We start from the raw sequence: 21908 nt of genomic DNA on the forward strand, positions 1-21908 counted from the left end.
GTAGAAACAACTTTCCGCTATACGGAAGGGAGCGCCGACCCTCATGGGATTCACGGACCAGCGCTTCAACGTCAACCTGTCGATCCTCTACACGGAGCTCCCGCTTCTGGAGCGTCCCGCGGCCGCCGCCGCGGCGGGCTTCACCGCGGTGGAGCTGTGGTGGCCCTGGGTTGACTCCCCCACCCCGGCGCAGTCCGAGCTCGACGCCCTGAAGTCGGCTCTTGAGGACGCGGGCGTCCAGTTGGTCGGGCTCAACTTCTACGCTGGCCAGCTGCCCGGTCCTGACCGTGGCGCGCTGTCCATCCCCGGCGAGGAGTCGGAGAAGTTCCGCGCGAACATCGACATCGCCGCGGACTTCGCCGCGTCGGTCGGCTGCAAGGCGCTCAACGCGCTCTACGGCAACCGCGTCGAGGGTGTGGACCCGGCCGAGCAGGACGCGCTCGCACTGGAGAACCTCCAGATCGCGGCCCGCGCCGCCCACCGCGTCGGCGCGATCCTGCTGATCGAGGCCCTGAACAAGCCCGAGTCGCCGCTCTGCCCGATCGTGAGCGCCCCCAAGGCCATCGAGGTCGTGGACGCCGTCAACGCCGCCACGGGCCTGGGCAACGCCAAGTTCCTGATGGACCTTTACCACCTGTCCATGAACGGCGAGAACCTCCCCGAGGTCATCGAGAAGTACACCGCCAAGACCGGGCATGTGCAGATCGCCGACAACCCGGGCCGTGGCGCGCCGGGCACCGGAGACCTGCCGCTCGAGGACCTTCTCGACCAGCTGAAGAAGGCCGGTTACGACGGCTGGGTCGGCCTGGAGTACAAGGCCGGCGACCAGTCGAGCACCGAGAGCTTCGGCTGGCTCCCGGCCGAGGCGCGCGCCGCACGCTGACGGCCCGCGCTCGACGGCCGGACGCCAGACGCTGGACACGGCCACGCGCTGACTTACGCACCACAGAGTTTCTAGGAGACACCCTCATGAGCAACAACCTCCCCAAGATCGCCTGGATCGGCCTCGGCATCATGGGCTCCCCCATGTCCGAGAACCTGCTCAAGGCCGGTTACCAGGTGACCGGCTTCACCCTGGAGCAGGACAAGCTGGACCGCCTCGCGGCCGCCGGTGGCACCGCCGCCACGTCGATCGCCGAGGCCGTCAAGGACGCCGACGTGATCGTCACGATGGTGCCCGCGTCCCCGCAGGTCGAGGCCATCGCCTACGGCCCTGACGGCATCCTGGAGAACGCGAAGTCCGGCGCCCTGATCGTGGACATGTCCTCGATCACCCCGCAGACCTCCGTCGACCTGGCCAAGAACGCCAAGGAGAAGGGCATCCGCGTCATCGACGCCCCCGTCTCCGGCGGCGAGGCCGGTGCCATCGAGGCCGTACTGTCGATCATGGTCGGTGGCGAGCAGGCCGACTTCGACGAGGCCAAGCCCCTCCTCGAGGCGCTCGGCAAGACCATCGTCCTGTGTGGCCCGCACGGCTCCGGCCAGACGGTGAAGGCCGCCAACCAGCTGATCGTCGCGGTCAACATCCAGGCCTGCGCCGAGGCCGTGGTCTTCCTCGAGAAGTCGGGCGTGGACCTCGCCGCCGCGCTGGACGTCCTGAACGGCGGCCTGGCCGGATCGACCGTCCTCACCCGCAAGAAGGACAACTTCCTGAAGCGCGACTTCAAGCCGGGCTTCCGCATCGACCTGCACCACAAGGACATGGGCATCGTCACCGACGCCGCCCGCAATGTCGGTGCCGCCCTGCCGGTCGGCGGTGTGGTGGCCCAGCTGGTCGCCTCGCTGCGCGCCCAGGGCGACGGCGGCCTGGACCACTCCGCGCTGCTGCGCTCGGTCGAGCGCCTCTCCGGCCAGCAGGTCGCGAGCTGACCTCGCTGCCCCACTGACCCTCCGGGGTCCCCAGATCTCCGGGTGGTGCCGGTGCTGACACCTGTCCTGTCGCGCCCAGGCACCGGCACCACCCGGAACACTAATTCAACAAACTGTTGACGTTCGGTTCACCTCGAACCTACGCTCCACATCGCGGAACTTCTGTTCCGCTCAGTAGATCCCGCACGGAAGGTCACCATGTCGAAGCGCGTGCTTACGACCGAGTCTGGCGCCCCGGTCGCCGACAATCAGAACTCCGCCACCGCCGGCGTCGGTGGCCCGCTCCTGCTCCAGGACCAGCAGCTCCTTGAGAAGCTGGCGCGGTTCAACCGCGAGCGCATCCCGGAGCGCGTGGTGCACGCCCGTGGCTCCGGCGCGTACGGCTACTTCGAGGTGACCGACGACGTCACCGGCTTCACCTCCGCCGACTTCCTGAGCACCGTCGGCAAGCGCACCGAGACGTTCCTGCGCTTCTCGACGGTGGCCGACAACCTCGGTGGCGCGGACGCCGTCCGTGACCCGCGCGGTTTCGCGCTGAAGTTCTACACCGAAGAGGGCAACTACGACCTCGTCGGCAACAACACCCCGGTCTTCTTCATCAAGGACCCCATCAAGTTCCCGGACTTCATCCACTCCCAGAAGCGTGACCCGTTCACGGGCAAGCAGGAGGCGGACAACGTCTGGGACTTCTGGGCCCACGCCCCCGAGGCGACGCACCAGATCACCTGGCTGATGGGCGACCGCGGCATCCCCGCCTCGTACCGGCACATGAACGGCTACGGCTCCCACACCTACCAGTGGACCAACGCCCAGGGTGAGGCCTTCTTCGTCAAGTACCACTTCAAGACGAACCAGGGCATCCGCTGCCTGTCGTCCGAGCAGGGCGCCGAGCAGGCGGGCAAGGACCCCAACAGCCACCAGACGGACCTGCTGCAGGCCATCGAGCGCGGCGTGAACCCGTCCTGGACGCTGTACGTGCAGGTGATGCCCGCGGCTGAGGCGGCCGACTACCGCTTCAACCCGTTCGACCTCACCAAGGTGTGGCCGCACGCGGACTACCCGCTGCAGCGCGTGGGCCGCCTGGTCCTGGACCGCAACCCGGATAACGTGTTCGCCGAGGTCGAGCAGGCCGCGTTCTCGCCGAACAACTTCGTTCCGGGCATCGGTCCGTCGCCCGACAAGATGCTCCAGGGCCGCCTGTTCGCCTACGCGGACGCGCACCGCTACCGCCTGGGCGTCAACCACACCCAGCTGGCGGTCAACGCCCCCAAGGCGGCCCAGGCCGACAACTACGGCCGCGACGGCCTTATGGCGTCCAACGCCTACCCGCGCGACCGCAAGAACTACGAGCCCAACTCGTACGACGGCCCGGCCGAGACCGGCCAGGCGCTGTCCGCCCCGCTGGCGGTCAGCGGCTACACCGGCACCCACGAGGCGCCGCTGCACACCAAGGACGACCACTTCTTCCAGGCCGGTGAGCTCTACCGCCTGATGTCCGAGGACGAGAAGGGCCGCCTGGTGGCCAACATCGCCGGTGGCCTCTCGCAAGTCTCCCGCGAGGACGTCATCGAGAAGAACCTGGCTCACTTCCACGCCGCGGACGCCGACTACGGCAAGCGCGTCGAGGAGGCCGTGCGCGCCCTGCGCGACGACTGAGCCAACTCACAAGCTGCGCTTGGGGCATGACGGGAGGTCAGGCCCCAGGCGCGTGCCCGCGCCGCGCACCCGGATGAGGGGTGGTACGCGAAGCGGGCGGTCCGCTCCGGCGGACAGGCACGGGTCCGCGGCGGTGTGCGAGCTAGTGCGGTGGTAAAGGTCCAGCGGCGCCCTTCTCGACCTGAGGGGAGGGCGCGACTGTTCCATCGCATCCGCCGCGGCCCCAGCCAACTCTCCCCGTACGGCCCCTTCGTGGGCCTCGCGGGAACCCAGACTCCGTCCGGCGGCACGAATGTCCTGTCGCGCCAGCCTCGCGCCGTCGGACGGTAACCACCTCCCTCCCCCACACACACGCAACACCACACCCCTCCCCACACACCAGAGCGCCGAGTACGGACGGTCCCGTACTCGGCGCTTTGCCATGCCGTCACCTTCTCGCACCCTTGCGCTGGCAGACTTGGCGCATGGGTGAACTCGCTTGGGCCATAGGGGTAGTGGCCGTCATCGGGTTAGGTACGGGGGCCATGTACTGGCGGGCGCGAGCCTCGCCGCCACGCGAACGCGGGAGTACGAAGTCCCAGCGCGCGGCCGGTACGGCCGCAGGGGGCGCGGTGGCGGGTAGCTGGTGGGTCGACGGGGCTCAGCGTGGGGACGCGAAGGCCGGTGGCACCAACAGCGACTACAGGGACAGCGGCAGCAAGAACAACAGCGGCGGCGGCTGTGGCGGGGGCGGTAGCGGGTGCGGAGGGGGAGGCGGAAGCGGAGGCGGAGGTTGTGGCGGCTGCGGCTGTGGTTGAGTCCAAGGGTGGGGGCTGCGGGTGAGGCGGTGCGAGGCTACGGGTGCGGCCTCGTAAGGCCCGCCCCTCCCCCGTACTCTCCGCCCGCGCGCCCTCCTCGTACGCTCCCCGCCAGAGGCCGCAGACACGCCACAGGGGCGGTCCACCCCCTCCGGGTGGACCGCCCCTGTGTGGTGCGGGTGACGCGGGCCGTCAGGCCGTGATCGGGCGGATCGCCGTGGGCGCGTGGCCCGGCTCGGTCGCCAGCTCCTCGAACTCCTTGACGGCGCTGATGTCCGCGGTCGGGCTCATCGCGATATTGGTGATCCGCTCCAGGATCGCCTCGACGACGACCGGCACCCGGTACTCCTGCGCCAGCTTCTTGGCCTCCTCGAAGGCGGGCAGCAGCTGGTCGGGCTCGGTGACGCGGATGGCCTTGCAGCCCAGGCCCTCGGCGACCTTGACGTGGTCGACGCCGTAGACGCCCAGCTCCGGGGAGTTCTGGTTCTCGAATTCCAGGTTCACCTGGAAGTTGATGTCCAGGCCGACCTGCGCCTGGCGGATCAGGCCGAGGTAGGCGTTGTTGACCAGGACGTGCACGTACGGGATGCGGTGCTGCGCGCCGACGGCCAGCTCTTCGATCATGAACTGGAAGTCGTAGTCGCCGGAGAGGGCGACGACCTGGGTCTCCGGGTCGGCGGTCGCGACACCCAGCGCGGCCGGGATGGTCCAGCCGAGCGGGCCCGCCTGGCCGCAGTTGATCCAGTGCCGCGGCTTGTAGACGTGCAGCATCTGCGCGCCCGCGATCTGCGACAGGCCGATGGTGGTGACGTAGCGCGTGTCGGGGCCGAAGGCCTTGTTCATCTCCTCGTAGACGCGCTGCGGCTTCATGGGCACGTTGTCGAAGTGCGTACGGCGCTGCAGGGTGCCCTTGCGCTCCAGGTGCGAGGCGATCCACGCGGAGCGGTCGGGGAGCTTGCCCGCGGCCTTCAGCTCCTTGGCGACCTCGACGAACAGCTTCAGCGCGTCCTTGGCGTCGGAGGCGATGCCGTAGTCCGGGGCGAAGATCTTGCCGATCTGGGTCGGCTCGATGTCGACGTGGACGAACTTGCGGCCCTCGCGGTACACGTCCAGCTTGTAGCCGGTGTGGCGGTTGGCCCAGCGGTTGCCGATGCCCAGGACGAAGTCCGACTCCAGGAACGTGGCGTTGCCGTAGCGGTGGCCGGTCTGCTGACCGACCATGCCCGCGTTCAGGTCGTGGTCGTCGGGGATGGTGCCCCAGCCCATCAGGGTCGGGACGACCGGGGTGCCGGTGATCTCGGCGAACTCGACCAGCAGGTCCGAGGCGTCGGCGTTGATGATGCCGCCACCGGCGACGATCAGCGGGCGCTCGGACTCCAGCAGGAAGGAGATCGCCTTCTCGATCTGGGCACGGGTCGCGGACGGCTTGTAGACCGGCAGCGGCTCGTACGTGTCGGGGTCGAACTCGATCTCGGCCAGCTGGACGTCGATCGGCAGGTCGATCAGGACCGGCCCCGGACGGCCGGAGCGCATCAGGTGGAAGGCCTGCTGGAAGACGCCCGGAACCTGCGCGGCCTCCAGGACGGTCACGGCCATCTTGGTGAGCGGCTTGGCGATCGAGGCGATGTCGACGGCCTGGAAGTCCTCCTTGTGCAGGAGGTGGCTGGGCGCCTGGCCGGTGATGCACAGGATCGGAATGGAGTCACCGGTGGCGGAGTAGAGCCCGGTGATCATGTCGGTGCCCGCGGGACCCGACGTGCCGATGCAGACGCCGATGTTGCCGGGGTGGGTGCGGGTGTAGCCCTCGGCCATGTGCGAGGCGCCCTCGACGTGCCGGGCCAGCGTGTGGTCGACCCCGCCGACCTGCTGAAGGGCCTTGTAGAACGGGTTGATCGCGGCGCCCGGCACACCGAACGCGTTCGTAACGCCCTCGCGCTTGAGGATCTCCACTGCCGCCGCGGCGGCTGTCATTCGAGGCATCGATTACTCCTGCGTCGATCTGTCGGGCACTCTCGCACTTCCGTAACTTTCACGATGCGAAAGTAATGTTCTGCAATACGGAAGCAATGTATGGGGAGGTCAACCAGGTCGTCAAGGCCCAAAAACCCGGAGGACCCCGAGGAGATGGCCCGAAGTGCCTTCCGGAGGGTTCACTCCGGGCGCACGATGGGCACACAGAACGCATCCAGAGGACGACTCACATCTGACGACTCACATCGAGGGGGCCGCCGCCATGGGCGAGAGCGTGCCGGTGCGATGCCCGGCCTGCCGTCGGGAGCACAGCTACGCACCCCAGGCGTTTCCCTGCAGCTGCGGCACGCCCGTGGCCCCGCCGATACGGCGAGGCGCGCCTCCGGCGCCGATCACCCACCGCACCTGGGCTGACGACTGGGTCACCGTGCGCTGCCCGGCCTGCGGACAGCGCGACCAGTGGCCGCAGCCGGAGCTGGGGTGCGTCTGCGGTGTGGTGCTCCGTATCCCGGTGCAGCCCGCGCCCACCAGGCCCGACCCGACCAGCGACACCAGCGCGAGGTCGCCCTCGCACATCCCGCTGCCGCGCACCCAGCCGGTGCCGCGCCCCGCGTTCCACCCGATGACGATCCGTACCGCACAGGACGCCGTGACCGCCGCCGCGCGGTATCTGAAGTGGCTCGGTTATCGCGACGTACGCGGCGCCGCGTCACGGGCGCCCTCCGGGGTCGGGCTCGGGGCGACCGGCCTGGTGGCCCAGGTCGAGCCGTCGACGCGGCCCGCGACGCCGCGCGACGTGGAGTGCGTGTGGCTGACCGGACTCAACGCGTCCGCGATCGGCGTCTACTTCTCCCTGGCCGGGTACACCGACGAGGCCCGCGGCCGCGCTGACGCGCTGGGCGTCCCGCTGTTCGTCCTCGACCTCACGGGCACCCCGCAGCCGGTGAACAGCTCAGCGGATGAATTGTTCAGCACGGGAGCGTGACCAGCACGCTGGAGCGACAGACGACAGACGACAGACGACAGACGGCTGACGGCTGACGGCAGGCGACGCGCGACCGCCGCCCGCGCGTCGCCCGGCCTCAGGACGCCATCGCGCCGAGACTGACGCCATGAGCGACAGTGCGAAGGCGCCCACGACGGCGACCGCGACCAGCGAAGGCGCCAGCGAGCGGGCGGCCGACCTCAAGGGCGGACCCGGCCACCTGGTCCTGGTCGCCGTCGTCCTCGCCGTGCCCGTGCTCAAACTCACCTGGACGCTGGGCGGGGGCAGTCAGGCGCGCGAGGCGTTCTTGTCGATGGAGCCCGCCAACTGGCCGGACGTCGTGATCGGCATGCTGCTCTATGAACCGCTGCTCTTCTCGGTCCTGGCGGTCGTCGTCTCGCATGCCTCGTTCGCCTACTTCGCCGCCCGTGGCGGCGCCCAGCTGCGGGCGGCGGTCCCGCTGGCCGTCCCCGTGGCGACCGCGTCCGTCGTGCCCGTCACCTTCGGCCTGCTGGTCGGCGCGTTCCACGGGCTGTGGTGGGGTGTCGGGGTGGCGGTCGCCGCTGAGGCGCTACGGCTCGGGGTGATCGCCGAGTACCGTACGGGCCGCCGCCACGCGGCCGGCAGCGGAGACCGCACCCGTACGCGCTCCTCGCACACCGCGCCCAGCGGCTGGCGGGAGCACGCGGCGGAGGCGTCCCGGTGGGTCGCGCTGACGCTCGCCGTACTGGTCCTGCCGCTCCTCGCGGCCGTGTCGGCGCTGGACGGCCGGTCCTGGACCACCGTCCTGGAGTGCGATGTCAACACGGGACAGGGCACCGAGCGGGCCAGGGTGGTGGAGCTCGGCCGCAAGGGGACCGGCGTGGTCGGCTGGGACATCGAGGGCGGCGAGGTGGTCAACGGCGTCAACTGCGCTGTCTCGCACAACGAAGTGGTCCGCTCGCCGTGGTGGCGCGACGCATAATCGGACTATGCGCATCCGCCGAGCGACGGCCGCCGAACTCCCCGTACTGCAAGGCATCGAGCGCGCCGCGGGCGCGCCCTTCCGCGACCTCGGCATGGGGGAGATCGCCGACGACGAGCCACCCGGCCTCGAGCTGCTGGAGGAGTTCCGGCGAGCGGGCCGCGCCTGGGTGGCGGTGGACGAGCCTGATGCGTCGCCTGCGCAGCCGGGTGCATCGCCCGGCGCGCCGCCTGGTGCGCCCGCGATCCCTTGCGCGTATCTGATCGCCGAACCCGTCGACGCCGCCCTGCACATCGAGCAGGTCTCCGTGCACCCGGACCACGCGGGCCGTGGCCTGGGCCGCGCTCTCCTCGCCTACGCCGCCGACCGCGCGTACGAGGAGGGGCTGACCGCCCTCACGTTGACGACGTTCGCCGAGGTGCCGTGGAACGCTCCGTACTACGCCCGGCTTGGCTTCACCACCCTCGAAGAAGCCGAACTGCCCCCGGGCCTGCGGAAGATACGCGCCCAGGAGGCCGAACACGGCCTGGACCGGTGGCCCCGGGTCTGTATGCGTAGGGCGGTCAGCGGGCGGCGGGCCGGGTCAGCGGGCTGTCGCGATTCCGGCCAGGACCGGTGAGGGCGTGGCGGTACGGGCCCGAGGGAGGGTGAGCCGGGGTGCCCGCCCGTGGGCTCCGGCTCCGGCTTCGATGTCGGCGATCAGTTGCCGTAGCGCCACCACGCCGCACGGCGCGGGGAGGCTCTCGTCCAGCGCGGCGAGCACCCGGCGCGCCCGGTGCCAGGCGCGGCCGCTGCGTCCCTGCTGGTGATCGACGTACGCGCGGGCATAGCGGGCCACGACGCAGGCCCAGGCGTCGCCCTCGATGCCGGGCTGCGCCAGCGCCCGGCGTGCGCTGGCCCACGCGGCGCCGGGAGCGAAGCCGCTCTGGGCCAACGCCAGGGCGGCCAGACTCACGGCGGGTGCGGGACCGCCCGGCGCCGTGGCCGGGATGGTCCGCGCGGCCTCCTGGAAGTGCGCGGCGGCGGCCCGCTCGTCGCCCCGGTGCAGGGCCAACACGCCCTGGACATGGGCGATCCGGCCGACAGTCGCGTCGTCACCGGCCAGGACCGCCGCTGGCCAGGCCCGCCCCAGCAGGTCCCGGGCTTCGCGAGGGTCACTGACGGCGGTCAGCCAGGCCGCGAGCCACAGGCCGCGCGCGACGAGCGGGCTGTCCGGGGGGCAGCGGGGCAGCAGCCGCAGGAGGAGCCCGCGCCCTTCTTCGGCCGTGTCGTGGACAGCCCACCAGAACCACAGGTTGAGGACCGCCTCCAGGGCCGCCGCCGCGTCGTCCGCCCGCGTCGGCGCCTCGTGCACCAGGGTCCTGAGGTCGTCCTGTTCGGCCTGGACCAGTCGTACGGCCTGGGACTGGCAACCGGCGCTCCACAGGCTCTCGGCGACCGCCGCGACCCGCTGGCAGTGGAGCGTACGCCGCTCCGCCGCGACCGCGAACTCCCCGGCCTCCGCGAGCCGTTCCGCGCCGAAGTCCCGGGCGGCCCGGGTCATCCGGTACCGGGGGCGGCGCAGCCCACCGGGGTCGCACACCGGCTCCAGTACGGCCATCGCGGCCAACTGAGCCAGGCAGCCGGGTACTTGGTGCGGCTCGACGCCGCCACCCGCACACACGAACACGGCCGTCGACTCCTCGAAGTCCCCGGCGAAGACGCTGGCCCGCCCCCACACCGCCCGCACCGCCCGTTCGCCCAGCACATAGCTTGCCCCGACGGCGTCCCGCAGCGACCGGTGCCGTCGGATGGCGGCGTGCGGGTTGCTGAGCCAGCACTGGCGGCGCTCCACCAGCTCCGCGAGCTGGCCGACGGGGTACTGGGTCACCTGGCGCGCGGCCAGCTCGATCGCGAGGGGCACCCCCTCCACGGCCCGGCAGATCGCCGCCACGTCCCGCAGGGCGGCGTCGTCAGCGCGGAAGTCCCGCACGACGGCACGCGCCCGCGCGAGGAACAGTTCGACGGCGGGCGCACGCCCGCGCGCGCCCGCTGGCTCATCCCCCGCTGGCCCATTCCCCGTTCGCTCATCCCCTGCTGGCCCACTCCCCGTTCGCTCATCCCCCGCTGTCTCACCCGGGGCGACCTCGGTACTCAGCGGCGCCAGCCGCAGTACGCGCTCGTCGCCGAGGCCCAGGGCCCGCCGCGAGGTCACCAATACCCGCAGTGTCGGTACGGCCATCAGCAGGCGCTGCACCACACCCGTGCACTCTGCGTGGACCGGATCGACATCATCAAGGAACAACAGGACGCGCGGGCAGGGCCCTGGCAACTGCCCGGCCAGACCGCCGACGTCGGCCTCCCGGCGCGGCCGTCTGCCGGTCAGCGCCTGGCACACCTCCGAGGCCAGCACCCCGGGCGTCGCGCGCCCGTGGCCGTCCCACCGGACGCGCACCACGCGCTGCCACGGTCCGCCCGTCATCGCGGCCAGGGTGTCGGCGGCGAGGCGGCTCTTGCCCACCCCAGCCCCGCCGACCACCGTCACCGCCCGGTGCTCCACGAGGAGTCGCTCCAGGCTTCCCGACTCCCGCTCGCGGCCGAGCAGGGGCGCGCCGACTCTGTTCCACACTGGTGAATTCCTCCGCATAGTTCGCCGCAGCATCGAATCGATGCGTGACATCGCGCGCCCGGGGTCGGCAAACCCGGGTGCAGAACCGTCACTGCAACGACGCCACGGCAACCCCAACGCGCTACGGCGCCCGGAGTGGCGCGCCGGACCAACGGACCACTCGACACGGCGTACGACCGAACATCTGCGTGACGAACGCGGCCACCCCCCTCACGTCTCGCGTCTCAGGCCTCGCGTCTCAGGCCTCGGCTCTCGTGTCTCAGGCCTCGGGGGCGACGACGAGGTCCTCGATCGTGATCGGCATCTTGCGGATGCGCCGCCCGGTCGCGTGGTGGATGGCGTTGGCGATGGCCGCGGCCACGCCCGCCTGGCCGACCTCTCCGACTCCCTTCACCCCAAGCGGGTTGACCAGGTTTTCCTCCACATCGACGAAGTCGACGTCGACCTCCGGGGCGTCGGCGTTGACCGGTACCAGATACTCGCCCAGGCTGGCGTTCGCCCAGCGGCCCGTGTTGGGCTCCATATGGGTCGCCTCAAGGAGGGCCTGGCTCAGGCCCCAGATCATGCCGCCCATCAGCTGGCTGCGTGCGGTCTTGGCGTTGAGGACGCGACCGGGGGCGAAGGCGCCCGCGAGGCGGCGTACGCGGACCAGGCCGAGCTCGGGGTCGACGGCGACTTCGGCGAACTGGGCGCCGAAGGTGAGGGCCGCGTACGGCACATCGTGCGGGGGCGGGCCCCAGGAGCCGGTGGCTTCGGAGTCCGGCAGAAAGTTGCGCCGCAGCAGCTCGGCGTAACTCTCGCCGGTGTCGGGGGCATCGCCCCGCATCATGCGGCCGTCGCGTACGACGACGTGGTCCGGGTCCGCGCCGTGCAGCGGCGAGCCCTCGTCGGCCACGGCGCGGGCGACGAGCTGCGCGCGCAGCTCGGTGGCGGCGGCGTACACGGCGGCACTGACCATGCCGGCCCCCGATGACCCCACGGTGGCCGCCACATGCGGAAGGTCGGTGTCCCCGCCCTCGAAGCGGCACCGCTCCACCGGCAGGCACAGAGCCTCGGCGGCGACCTGGGTCATCGCGGTGAGGACGCCGGTTCCGATGTCGGTGACCGCGGCCTGCACGACGGCGGTCCCGTCGGCGTACACACGGGCCCGCGCACGGGCGGGGTTGTTGGGGCCGTACACGGGATAGGCACTGGCGGCCATGCCGAGGCCGATCACCCAGTCGCCGTCCCTGGCCGGTGGCTCGGCCCTGCGGTGCCAGCCGATGCGCTCGGCGCCGCGCCGGTAGCACTCCTCAAGTCCGTTGCTGGACCACGGCTTCCCGGAAGCCGGGTCGGTCTCGGCGAAGTTGCGCAGGCGCAGCTCCACCGGGTCCAGGCCGAGCCGCTCGGCGAGTTCGTCCATGGAGGTCTCCAGGGAGAACAGGCCGGTGGCCTCGCCCGGGCAGCGCATGAAGGTGGGCGTCATCGTGTTGGCGCGGATGAGGTGGTAGGCACCCTCGTAGTGGGGGCACGCGTACATCTGCCCGACCACGCCGAGGGACGGCTCGGCCCAGTGGTCGAAGGGCGAGGTGAGGGAGAGCTTGTGGTGGCGCAGCGCGGTGAGCCGCCCCCGCTGGTCAGCGCCGAGGGTCAGGTGGTGCTCCTGCTCCTCTCGGTGCCCGCAGCCTGTGAACATCTGCTCACGCGTGAGCGCCAGGCGCACGGGGCGGTGTACGGCTCGGGCGGCGAGCGCGGCCAGCGTGGGATGGTGCCAGATCATGGCCTTGGCGCCGAAGCTGCCGCCGGTGAAGTGGCTGACGACGCGGATGCGGGTGTGCGGGATGCCGAGCAGGGCGGCGACGGTGTGCTGGGTGGCGGTCACGCCCTGCGTCGTGTCGTGCAGGGTCAGCCGGTCGCCCTCCCACCAGGCGGTGGCGGCCGATGGCTCGATCGGGTTGTGGTGATTGGCGGCGTAGCTGAACGTGTTGTCCACGGTGACGTCTGCCTGCTCCAACGCCTGGGCGACGTCGCCGCGTTGGGCCCGGCCGGGGATGAACCCGGCGAAGATGGCCTCGGGTTCGTACGCCTGGTCGCGGGCGTCGTCGATGACGGTGACAGAGGGCTGCTCGGCGTACTCGACGCGCACCAGGCGCGAGGCGTGGAGGGCCTGTTCGTAGGTCTCGGCGACGACCAGGGCGACCTGCTGCCCGGCGTAGTGGATCTGATCGCTCTGCATCGGGAAGAACGTCTCCCCGGGCGCGACCGTGCCCGCGAGGGACGGCAGAAGCGGCGGCTGACCCGCGATCTTGCCGATGTTCTCGTGAGTGAGGACGGCCAGGACGCCGGTCTGACGCTCGGCCTCGCTCGCGTCGATGGAGGTGATCCGCCCGCAGGCGACGCGGGCGCCGACGAGCACGGCGTGGGTGAGGTCCGGCAGCGGCACTTCGGCCGCGTACCGGGCGGCGCCGGTGACCTTGGCGCGGCCGTCGACCCTGTCCAGGGGGCGGCCGATAGGGGAGGTGGACGGCTCGGCACTGGTGCTCATCGCTGGCTCCCGTCACGGGTGAGGGTTTCCAGGGCCCGGACCAGGGTGCGGCGCGCGAGTTCGGGCTTGAAGGCGTTCATGGCGGTGGTACGGGCGTCGGACAGCTCGATGCGTGCGGCCTGTTCGAAGTTCTCGGGGATGGCCGGGGCGCCGATGAGGAACTCCTCGGCGCGGATGGCCCGCCAGGGCCGGGTCCCTACGCCACCGAGTGCCAGCCGTACGTCACCGATCACCCCGTCGACCATGTCGACCGCCGCGGCGACGGAGACGAGCGCGAACTCGTAGGACTCGCGGTCACGCACCTTCAGGTAGAGGGAGCGACGGGCGATCGGCAGCCCGGGCACCTCGATAGCGGTGATCAACTCGCCGTGTGCCAGCGGGTGCTCGCGGTCCGGGGTGTCGCCGGGCTCCAGGAAGAAGTCACCGATGGCGTGGTCGCGCTCACCGTCCCCCGTACGAGTGTGGATGCGGGTGTGGATACGGGCGTCGAGGGCCACCAGCGGCACCGCCACATCCGAGGGGTGGGTGGCGATGCAGTGCTCGCTGGTGCCCAGGACTGCGTGGGTGCGGCTGACTCCGGTGAGGGCCGCGCAACCGGAGCCCGGCAGGCGCTTGTTGCACGGGGACTCGCCGTCCCGGTAGTAGCCGCAGCGCACCTTCTGCATCATGTTGCCGCCCATGGACGCCATGTGGCGCAGCTGGGCCGATGCGCCGAGCTCGAGCGCGCGCGAGATCATCGGGAAGCGCTCCCGGACGCCGCGGTCCTCGGCCACCTCACTCATCCGGGCGAGGGCCCCGATGCGTACGCCGCCGTCCGGCAGCGCCTCGATACCGGTCAGCGGGAGGCGGTTGATGTCGACGAGGCGGTGCGGGGTGAGTACGTTCTGGCGCAGCAGGTCGACCTCGGTGGTGCCGCCTGCCAGGAAGTGGGTGTCGGGATCGGCGGTGACCGTGCGCACCGCGCCTTCGACGTCGTCGGCGAGTAGGTAGGTGACAGGTCGCATATCCGCAAGGTCCTCTCGGGCCTCTCAGCCTCTGGGGCCTCCGGCCTCTGTGGTGTGTTTCTGTGTTCCGCGTTGTGTGTCCTGCGTTGTGTGTTCTGCGTCTGCGTTCCGCGTTCTGTGAGGTTCGTGTGGGCTGTCGGTCCTGCCGGTCCTGCCCGTCCTCACACGCGGTCGCGGGCCGCGCGGATGGCCGCCCTGATGTGGGGGTAGGCGGCGCACCGGCAGATGTTGCCGCTCATCCACTCCTTGATCTCGGCGTCGTCGGTGGCGTGCCCTTCCTGGACACAGCCGACCGCCGACATGATCTGCCCGGGGGTGCAGTAGCCGCACTGGAAGGCGTCCTGGGCAATGAACTCCTCCTGCATCGGGTGGAGTTGACCGTCACCGGTACCGTCGGGCCTGGCTAGACCCTCGATGGTGGTGACCTCACGGCCCTCGCAGGTGATGGCGAGGGTCAGGCAGGCCAGGACCCGGCGCCCGTCCACCCAGACCGTGCAGGCCCCACACGTTCCCTGGTCGCAGCCGCGCTTGGCGCCGGTCAGATCGAGCTCCGCGCGGAGGACCTCCAGCAGGCTGACTCTCGGCTCGATGTCGATGCCACGCTCGCGCCCGTTGACGCCAAGCCGCACCTTCACCGGCCCCGGGCCACGCTCGGCCGCCTCCGGCCCGGGGCTCGCCTCGGGTGTGCGCACTGCCATGACGGTGCCTCCCTCGTGCTTCGTCCTGCGGATGGCGCTTCGCACCTAGCAAGACTCACATAAGGGACTTATGGCAGCAATCTGGAAATAAGGAGCTTGTGCCTGCATGAAGGCAGGCAGACAGACAGAAAGGCAGGCCTGTAGGCCGGTAGAACCGCGTGCGCGAACCGCGTCAATTCACCCCACGGTCAAGACCTGACCAGTACGGCTCCCGCAGTTTGAACTTCTGGATCTTGCCGGTCGCCGTGCGGGGAATCGCCTCGCGGAACTCCACCGTCGTCGGCGCCTTGTAGCCCGCCATCCGCTGCTTGCAGTGGGCGATGAGGTCGGCCTCATCGGCCGTCGCGCCGTCGTTGAGGACGACCAGCGCCTTGATCGTCTCGCCCCACTTCTCGTGCGGCACCCCGATGACCGCAACCTCGGCGACCGCCGGGTGGCTGAAGATCGTGTCCTCGACCTCGATCGACGAGACGTTCTCACCGCCCGTGATGATCACGTCCTTCTTCCGGTCGGAGATCGTCAGATGGCCGTCGACGGGGTCGATGGTGCCGCCGTCGCCGGTGTGGAACCAGCCGTCCGCCAGGGCCGCCGCGGTCTCCTCCTCCTTGTCCCAGTACCCGTCGAGCACGACGTTGGACCGGGCCAGCACCTCGCCGGAGTCGGAGACCCGCAGCTTGACGCCGAGCGCGGGCAGGCCCGCCCGGGACAGCCTGCGCGCCCGCTCCTCGGCGGGGAGGTCCACGTCGGCGGGCCGGGTGCGGTTGAAGGTGAGCAGCGGGGACGTCTCGGTCAGACCGTAGATCTGAGTGAACTCCCAGCCCAGTTCGTCGCCCACCCGCTGGATCGTCCTGCTCGGCGGCGGGGCCCCCGCGCAGACGATCCGCACCCGGTCACGTCCCGGGATCTCGCCCTCCCAGGTCGCCGCCGCGTCCAGTACCGCGTTCCACACCGCGGGCGCGCCGCACATGAGCGTCACCCCGTGCGCGTCGACGCGGCGCAGGATCTCGGCGCCGTCGACCTTGCGCAGCACCACCTGTTTGACGCCGAGTCCGGCCATCACGTACGGCATGCCCCAGCCGTTGCAGTGGAACATCGGCAGCGTGTGCAGATAGACATCGCGCTCCCACACGCGGGTGTGCAGCCCGAAGGTCATTCCGTTGACCCAGATGTTGCGGTGGGTGAGCTGTACGCCCTTGGGCCGGGCCGTGGTGCCCGAGGTGTAGTTGATCGTGGCGGTGGCGTCCTCGTCGGGGTGCGCCCACGGGCGCGGCTCGACGCCGAACCGCATCAGCTCGGTGTCGGTCTGCTCGCCGAGTACGAACCGGTGCCGGGCCTTGACCCCGGACAGCGCGTCATCCAGCTCCGGGTCGACGAGCAGCACCGACGCACCGCTCTGCCGCACCACGTACTCGATCTCCTCAGGCTTGAGCCGGAAGTTGACGGGCACACAGATCCGGCCGCTCATCGGCACGGCGAACAACAGCTCAAGCATCCGCGCCGAGTTGTGGCTGACCACCGCCACCCGCTCGCCCTCCCCGACGCCCAGCGCGTCAAGCCCCGCCTGCCAGGCCCGGACCCGCTCACCGAGTCGTCCGTACGTCAGCTCGGGCACGGGCGGACCGGGCTGGTCCGGCTCGTCGACGACCCCCGTACTGGTGGAGAACCCCAGCTCCGCCCGATCAAGGAAGTCTGTGACGGTCATCGGAACCCGCATAGCTCTCTCTCCTCTTCAGCCACAGCCTCAGCCGCGGCAAAGTCAGCAAACGGCGCCGGAGCATGCTGCATGGTGTAACCCCGATCAGCACTACGTCGATCAGCACTACCTCGATCAGGACGCGCCGACCACCGTGCCGAAGCGGATGTCGTACGGCGTCCCCTGCCCCATCGGCCCTTCCAGCAGCCGGGCCGCCTCCTCCACCACCTCCGCGCGCTGGGCCTTGGTCAGCTTGCCGAACGGCTCGACGGTGAGCGTCGCGGCGTCCTTCGCCTCCTCCAGGCTCCAGACCCCGGCCAGGAATCCGTCGACCATCAGCACGCTGTAGCCGTAGTTCCCCTGCCACGTACGCCCCTTGTACTCCGGCGGCACCACCCGGGTCCGGTCGGCGTGCGAGAGCAGCAGGTTGTCGTACTCGGGAAGGAGACGCGGCGGCGCCGGGGTGTCCGGATCGGGGCGCGGAGCGTCCGGCAGGTCGAAGAGCTCGACGCCGTTCTCGTCCTGAAACGTGAGCAGCCCGGGCCGCAGCCGCTCGAATACCGCTCGCAGCCGGGTCAGTCCGGCCCAGGTCTGCATGTCCTTGACGGAAGCGGGCCCGAACGCGGCGAGGTAGCGCAGCACGGTGTTGTCCCGACTATCTGGGGTGTCTGGGGCATCTAGGCCGTCTGGGCCGTCTGGGCCGTCTGGGCCGTCTGGGCCGTCCGGGCCGTCTGGAGCAGGCGTCGGCTCGGCCGGGCGCCCCAGCCAGTGCTCCACCGTGGTCAGCGAGACCTGCCCGCTACGGCGCCACAGCCCGCGCGGGGTGACCTGGACGAGCGGCAGCAGACAGCGGGCCGCGACACCGAGCGACTGCGGGTCCGCCTCCGGCCAGTTGGGCACCAGCACCTCGCGAAGCTGCTTCATGGTGCGCGGCTCCGCCTCGACCGCCTCCCGGGCGAGCGCGGCGACCCGGTCCAGGTCGACGCCGACCAGCCCCTTGCGGAACCCGTTCAGCTCGCGGCCGATGGCCGCCTGGACGAGGGGGCGCAGGGTGAGCGCGTCATCGGCGGAGTGCAGATGGATGGTGGAACGCATGGTGACGATCCGCACCAGCTCACGCGAGGCGATCAGCGCGGAGAGGTCCTCAGGGTCGAAGTCGGCCAGGCGCGCGGCGAGGGCGTAGTAGGGCGGCTTGACGTTCTGCGCCTGGAGTCCCAGTACGTGCTCCACCGCGTCCTGGGGCGCGAGCGCGGCCCGGCGCAGCAGGAGCTGGCGGTCGAGGGTCGCGCGGTTCAGGGCGCGGAGGCTTAGCCGGGGGCCTGGGCTGGAACCTGGACTGGGGCCTGGTCGTACGGGCTTCGCCTGGGATGATCGGGTCGCTGCCATACGGGGCACGCTAGTGGCCCATGCGGACAGTTCTGGTCCGTATCGGAAAACGCCGGACGCCGGACGCCGGACGCCGGACAACGAGCGACGGGCCCCCGGCCCCGGCTGGCTCCACGCACCCCGCGCCCTGCGCCCTGCGCCCGCCGAGACCTCGGTAGCGGCGCACCTATGGGCTCGGGTTACTGTTCCCGGGTGACGACGCCTTCTCAGACCCCTGCCCCCGGCTGGTACCCGGACCCGCACGGCACCCCGCAGCAGCTGCGCTGGTGGGACGGCACGCAGTGGACCGAGAACACCACACCCACGCCACCGCAGGCCCCCGCGCAGCAGGCCCCCACCCACCAGGCCGCCCCCGGGGTTCCGCCGCACCCCCAGGCCGACCCGTCGAGGGTCCAGCGCCAGGTGCAGCAGCAGGCTGGGGCGGCCCCGACCGGCCCCGGCGGCGGCACGCTCTTCACCGAGCCCATCCTCGTCGTGAACCAGAAGACCAAGCTGATCGAGCTGACGAACGAGTACAGCGTCTTCGACCAGCACGGCAACACCCTCGGCACGGTCACCCAGGTCGGCCAGAGCACCGCGAAGAAGGCCCTGCGGTTCGTCTCCAGCCTCGACCAGTACATGACCCACAAGCTGGAGATCCGCGACGCGTACGGCCAACCCCAGCTGGTCCTCACCCGCCCGGCCAAGCTGATCAAGTCCCGGGTGGTCGTGGAGCGCCCGGACGGCCAGCCGGTGGGCGAGATCGTCCAGCAGAACGCCATCGGGAAGATCAACTTCGCGATGAACGCCAACGGCCAGCAGCTCGGCACGATCAAGGCCGAGAACTGGCGCGCCTGGAACTTCTCCATAGTCGACTACACCGGCACGGAGATCGCCCGGATCACCAAGACCTGGGAAGGCCTGGCGAAGACGATGTTCACCACGGCCGACAACTACGTCCTCCAGATCCACCGCCAGCTCCCCGAGCCCCTGTTGAGCCTGGTCGTCGCGACGGCACTCACGGTGGACACGGCGCTGAAGCAGGACGCGCGGGGTTTCGGCTAACCCGCCAGGCACCGCCACACACCACGCCACGTCACAAGCAGCGGCGCCTCCGAGACCGTCCGATCGCGAAGACGCCGCTGACTTCTGGCTGCTGGCTGCTGGCTGCTGGCTGCTGGAGAAGGCGGTCAGCCGATCAGGCCGCCCGTCTTGACCTGGGAGACCTCGTCAGTGTTGCAGGCCGCGTAGTTGTTGCCGATGGTGCCGTGGATCACGCCACCCATCCACGGGGCCGGACAGGAGACGTCGAGGTTGACGAGCGGGGCACCGTTCTGGTTGATGACGCCGACCTGCCGCTTGATGGCGGTGTCGCCGAAGCCCTGGGTCAGGCCCTCGCCGTGGACGACCTTGGTGCCGTACGACTGGGCGACGTTGCCGCTGTCGTCCAGGCCGAGCGCCTCAGCCGGCCCGTAGTGGGCGCTGGCAGCACCGGCGGAGGAGAGGACAGCCGCACCGGCGGCCAGGGTGACAGCAAGGGACTTACGCATGGAGAGAACCCTCTCTGGGTCTTCTGTGTGTGCTGTGTGTGCTGTGTGTGCTGGATCTTCTGGACCTACGGCGCAGGGGTGATTCCCTACGCCTTTCGCGTTCTGCAACGACCTGTAGCCGACGGGGGAACGTCGGGCCCCTTATCGGCGGGCGCCCGATTGGCCGCCTCCAGGGGAAATCCCGCCCATGCGGCGGCCCCCGCTCCCTGAAACGAACAAGGAGCGGGGGCCAACAGCGCCTTCAGCATGCACACACGGACTCGGACTCGGACTCAGAGGTCAGTCAGCCAGTCAGCCGATGAGCGATCCGGTCTTGACCTGGGAGACGTCGTCGGTGTTGCACGCCGCGTAGTTGTTGCCGACGGTGCCGTGGATCACGCCACCCATCCACGGGGCCGGGCAGGAGATGTCCACGTTGACGAGCGGGGCGCCGTTCTGGTTGATGAGACCGGTCTGGTGCTTGATCGCGGTGTCGCCGAAGCCCTGGGTGGTCAGGCCCTCGCCCTCGAGCACCTTGGTGCCGTACGACTGAGCGACGTTGCCGCTGTCGTCGAGCATCGGCCCGTCCGCGGCGAACGCGACGGAGGCGGCACCAGCCGACGTCAGCATGGCCGCGCCGGCGGCCAGGGTGACGGCAAGGGACTTGCGCATGATGGGAGACCTCTCTCTGGGTTGCTCGGCGGCGCAGGGCACACACCCCGCGTCTCGCACCAGCCCCAACGACCCGCTTCCACCAGGGGATTCGGAGTGTCACCCTGCTGGGCAGCCGAGTTGCGGCCAGTTGGCGGTGCCTGGTATCGCGGCCTCTCACCGCTTGACCTCAATCTTGGTTTAACTTCTAGATTCAGGCTCGTCAGGCGGGAGCCAGGCCTCAACAGCCCAGCAGCCCCGCACACACACCAACGCATCCCCATGCGTATGCGCATACGCGTACGCATACGCAGAGATGGCGAGGCCACGACCATGAAGTACTCCCACAACGACACCGAACTGGCCCAGCAGCCGATCGGCTACTGGGCCTGGGCCGCCTCCGACGCGGTCGTCACGTACATCCGGGCCGGACTGTCCCGTTTCGGCATCACCCAGCCCCAGTGGTGGGTGATGGCCCAGATCGCCAACACGGAGACCGACGGCCGGACCCGGGAGGAGGCCACGGCCGTCCTCCAGGGCTACCTGGCCATCGGGGACGCACTCGCCCCGGAGATCGACAGCCTCCTCGACCAGGGCCTGATCACACTCGACGCCGACAAGCGCCTCCACCTGACCACGGACGGAGCGGACCGCTACCGCCAGTGCGCCGAACTCCAGATGTCCATACGAGCGAAGGTCCACGAGGGCATCACCGATGAGGAGTACGTACGCACCCTCAAGGTCCTCCAACGAATGATCCACAACGCCAACGGCAAGGCCTGGCACCACTGAAACCGAACACGCGGGGTGGGCGGGGCGGGGCTGCGTTGTGGTGGGCCAGTGCCGCGTTGGGCGCCGGTGGCCGCCCGGTTCGTCGGATGGTGGCGGGTCCGGGCCGGGTGTAAAGGGCGCTCCCTTTGGTCGCGTCGGCTGCGCCGATTCCGCTGTCGCTCCACCCTTGACACCCGTCCCGGACCCGCAAGGCTGAGGTACACCGGGCGGCCCAAAAGCAGGGCAGCGGGACGGGTAGGGGGCGGTCAGCGTTTGCATGCCGGGTGCGGACTAGTTGTTGGGGCGCATGAGGGGGTGGGCGGCCCGACACCGGCTCAGCGACTACGGGCGGTGGGGGTGTCCGGTGCGCACGAGGGGGACAGGGTGGTGCCGCCCCGGCTCAGCGACTGCGGGCGGTGGGGGCCGAGGGTGCGCACGAGGGGGGTGGGGGGTACCACCCCGGCTTAGCGGCTGTGGGTGGTGGGGGGGCGGGTGGTCTCGCCCCGGCTCGGCGCCTGCGGGTGGTGGGTGGCGGGCGCGCACGAGGGGGGCGGGTGGCCCGACACCGGCTCAACGGCTGCGGGTGGTGGGGGCCGAGGGTGCGCACGGGAGGGGCAGGTGGCGCCACCCCGGCTTAGCGTCTGCGGGTGGTGGGGGTGGCGGGTGCGCATGAGGGAGGCGGGGCCCGACACCGGCTCAGCGGCTGCGGGTGGTGGGGGTGATCGGTGCGCACCAGAGGGACGGGTGGTCTCGCCCCGGCTCGGTGCCTACAGCTCGTGGGGGGCAACCGGGCACACGGGCGCAGGGGGTGGTGTGGGGCCCG

The 21908-nt window shown here is 70.6% G+C and carries 17 protein-coding genes; 8 read left to right on the plus strand and 9 right to left on the minus strand.

The genetic code is table 11. The features are described 5' to 3' along the window. Positions 1-43: 43 nt before the first annotated feature. The 3 genes from GCN81_RS05710 to GCN81_RS05720 all read left to right on the plus strand — a co-directional run bounded on the left by GCN81_RS05710 (position 44) and on the right by GCN81_RS05720 (position 3525). Positions 44-883 (plus strand): TIM barrel protein, encoded by an 840-nt coding sequence (locus GCN81_RS05710; protein ID WP_156722327.1) that lies wholly within the window; start codon positions 44-46, stop codon positions 881-883. An 86-nt stretch (positions 884-969) separates the two neighbouring features. Beyond that, positions 970-1869, plus strand: a complete 900-nt coding sequence (locus GCN81_RS05715; RefSeq protein ID WP_156722328.1) for a 2-hydroxy-3-oxopropionate reductase — start codon at positions 970-972, stop codon at positions 1867-1869. 198 nt (positions 1870-2067) lie between these two features. Next, a complete protein-coding gene (locus GCN81_RS05720) occupies positions 2068-3525 on the plus strand; it encodes a catalase (protein WP_156722329.1) in 1458 nt (485 codons plus the stop codon). Between the two features lie 989 nt (positions 3526-4514). On the opposite strand, the gene gcl is transcribed toward GCN81_RS05720, so the two are convergent. Continuing rightward, positions 4515-6293 (minus strand): glyoxylate carboligase, encoded by a 1779-nt coding sequence (gene gcl, locus GCN81_RS05725; protein ID WP_197287497.1) that lies wholly within the window; start codon positions 6291-6293, stop codon positions 4515-4517. A gap of 262 nt (positions 6294-6555) precedes the next feature. Between gcl and GCN81_RS05730 the strand changes: the two genes are divergently transcribed. The 3 genes from GCN81_RS05730 (at position 6556) to GCN81_RS05740 (ending at position 8861) form a co-directional block, all read left to right on the plus strand. Next, entirely contained in the window at positions 6556-7278 is a 723-nt protein-coding gene (locus GCN81_RS05730; RefSeq protein WP_156722331.1) for a hypothetical protein, read from the plus strand. 127 nt (positions 7279-7405) lie between these two features. Beyond that, positions 7406-8242 (plus strand): hypothetical protein, encoded by an 837-nt coding sequence (locus GCN81_RS05735; protein ID WP_156722332.1) that lies wholly within the window; start codon positions 7406-7408, stop codon positions 8240-8242. 7 nt (positions 8243-8249) lie between these two features. Continuing rightward, positions 8250-8861, plus strand: a complete 612-nt coding sequence (locus tag GCN81_RS05740) for a GNAT family N-acetyltransferase (protein ID WP_156722333.1) — start codon at positions 8250-8252, stop codon at positions 8859-8861. Here the strand turns inward: GCN81_RS05740 and GCN81_RS05745 are convergent. From GCN81_RS05745 to GCN81_RS05770, 6 genes are all read right to left on the minus strand, one after another. Continuing rightward, the gene (locus GCN81_RS05745) at positions 8826-10850 is read right to left on the minus strand and encodes an ATP-binding protein (RefSeq protein WP_156722334.1); all 2025 of its coding nucleotides are present in this window, start codon (positions 10848-10850) and stop codon (positions 8826-8828) included. The genes GCN81_RS05740 and GCN81_RS05745 overlap by 36 nt on opposite strands. Before the next feature lie 259 nt (positions 10851-11109). Next, positions 11110-13374: a xanthine dehydrogenase family protein molybdopterin-binding subunit gene (locus GCN81_RS05750; RefSeq protein ID WP_156722335.1), complete on the minus strand. Its 2265-nt coding sequence runs from the start codon at positions 13372-13374 to the stop codon at positions 11110-11112. Then, positions 13371-14378 carry an FAD binding domain-containing protein gene (locus tag GCN81_RS05755; RefSeq protein ID WP_156722336.1) on the minus strand — a complete coding sequence of 336 codons (1008 nt, stop codon included), beginning with the start codon at positions 14376-14378 and terminating at the stop codon, positions 13371-13373. The genes GCN81_RS05750 and GCN81_RS05755 overlap by 4 nt, the downstream gene beginning before the upstream one ends. 161 nt (positions 14379-14539) lie before the next feature. Further along, complete coding sequence (locus GCN81_RS05760; protein WP_156722337.1) at positions 14540-15076, minus strand: (2Fe-2S)-binding protein; 537 nt, start codon at positions 15074-15076, stop codon at positions 14540-14542. Positions 15077-15248: 172 nt separating this feature from the next. After that, the gene (locus GCN81_RS05765) at positions 15249-16790 is read right to left on the minus strand and encodes an AMP-binding protein (RefSeq protein ID WP_156722338.1); all 1542 of its coding nucleotides are present in this window, start codon (positions 16788-16790) and stop codon (positions 15249-15251) included. A gap of 114 nt (positions 16791-16904) precedes the next feature. Beyond that, positions 16905-18155, minus strand: a complete 1251-nt coding sequence (locus GCN81_RS05770) for a winged helix DNA-binding domain-containing protein (protein WP_156722339.1) — start codon at positions 18153-18155, stop codon at positions 16905-16907. Positions 18156-18347: 192 nt separating this feature from the next. Between GCN81_RS05770 and GCN81_RS05775 the strand changes: the two genes are divergently transcribed. Next, positions 18348-19199: a phospholipid scramblase-related protein gene (locus tag GCN81_RS05775; RefSeq protein WP_156722340.1), complete on the plus strand. Its 852-nt coding sequence runs from the start codon at positions 18348-18350 to the stop codon at positions 19197-19199. A 125-nt stretch (positions 19200-19324) separates the two neighbouring features. Here the strand turns inward: GCN81_RS05775 and GCN81_RS05780 are convergent, their stop codons facing one another. Together GCN81_RS05780 and GCN81_RS05785 are read right to left on the minus strand one after the other, a co-directional pair. Continuing rightward, positions 19325-19684 (minus strand): hypothetical protein, encoded by a 360-nt coding sequence (locus GCN81_RS05780; RefSeq protein ID WP_156722341.1) that lies wholly within the window; start codon positions 19682-19684, stop codon positions 19325-19327. A gap of 291 nt (positions 19685-19975) precedes the next feature. Continuing rightward, positions 19976-20335, minus strand: a complete 360-nt coding sequence (locus GCN81_RS05785; protein WP_156722342.1) for a hypothetical protein — start codon at positions 20333-20335, stop codon at positions 19976-19978. 312 nt (positions 20336-20647) lie between these two features. Here GCN81_RS05785 and GCN81_RS05790 point away from each other — a divergent pair, with 312 nt between their 5' ends. Next, positions 20648-21106 carry a MarR family winged helix-turn-helix transcriptional regulator gene (locus tag GCN81_RS05790; protein WP_156722392.1) on the plus strand — a complete coding sequence of 153 codons (459 nt, stop codon included), beginning with the start codon at positions 20648-20650 and terminating at the stop codon, positions 21104-21106. The last annotated feature ends 802 nt before the right edge of the window (positions 21107-21908 follow it).

This window comes from Streptomyces apocyni (assembly GCF_009739465.1).
GTDB classification, from domain to species: domain Bacteria; phylum Actinomycetota; class Actinomycetes; order Streptomycetales; family Streptomycetaceae; genus Streptomyces; species Streptomyces apocyni.

Bases quoted from the DNA above. Each gene is read 5' to 3' on its own strand.
- GCN81_RS05710 (WP_156722327.1), top strand. From the start codon at position 44: ATGGGATTCACGGACCAGCGCTTCAACGTCAACCTGTCGATCCTCTAC.
- GCN81_RS05715 (WP_156722328.1), top strand. From the start codon at position 970: ATGAGCAACAACCTCCCCAAGATCGCCTGGATCGGCCTCGGCATCATG.
- GCN81_RS05720 (WP_156722329.1), top strand. From the start codon at position 2,068: ATGTCGAAGCGCGTGCTTACGACCGAGTCTGGCGCCCCGGTCGCCGAC.
- gcl (WP_197287497.1), bottom strand. From the start codon at position 6,293: ATGACAGCCGCCGCGGCGGCAGTGGAGATCCTCAAGCGCGAGGGCGTT.
- GCN81_RS05730 (WP_156722331.1), top strand. From the start codon at position 6,556: ATGGGCGAGAGCGTGCCGGTGCGATGCCCGGCCTGCCGTCGGGAGCAC.
- GCN81_RS05735 (WP_156722332.1), top strand. From the start codon at position 7,406: ATGAGCGACAGTGCGAAGGCGCCCACGACGGCGACCGCGACCAGCGAA.
- GCN81_RS05740 (WP_156722333.1), top strand. From the start codon at position 8,250: ATGCGCATCCGCCGAGCGACGGCCGCCGAACTCCCCGTACTGCAAGGC.
- GCN81_RS05750 (WP_156722335.1), bottom strand. From the start codon at position 13,374: ATGAGCACCAGTGCCGAGCCGTCCACCTCCCCTATCGGCCGCCCCCTG.
- GCN81_RS05755 (WP_156722336.1), bottom strand. From the start codon at position 14,378: ATGCGACCTGTCACCTACCTACTCGCCGACGACGTCGAAGGCGCGGTG.
- GCN81_RS05760 (WP_156722337.1), bottom strand. From the start codon at position 15,076: ATGGCAGTGCGCACACCCGAGGCGAGCCCCGGGCCGGAGGCGGCCGAG.
- GCN81_RS05765 (WP_156722338.1), bottom strand. From the start codon at position 16,790: ATGCGGGTTCCGATGACCGTCACAGACTTCCTTGATCGGGCGGAGCTG.
- GCN81_RS05770 (WP_156722339.1), bottom strand. From the start codon at position 18,155: ATGGCAGCGACCCGATCATCCCAGGCGAAGCCCGTACGACCAGGCCCC.
- GCN81_RS05780 (WP_156722341.1), bottom strand. From the start codon at position 19,684: ATGCGTAAGTCCCTTGCTGTCACCCTGGCCGCCGGTGCGGCTGTCCTC.
- GCN81_RS05785 (WP_156722342.1), bottom strand. From the start codon at position 20,335: ATGCGCAAGTCCCTTGCCGTCACCCTGGCCGCCGGCGCGGCCATGCTG.
- GCN81_RS05790 (WP_156722392.1), top strand. From the start codon at position 20,648: ATGAAGTACTCCCACAACGACACCGAACTGGCCCAGCAGCCGATCGGC.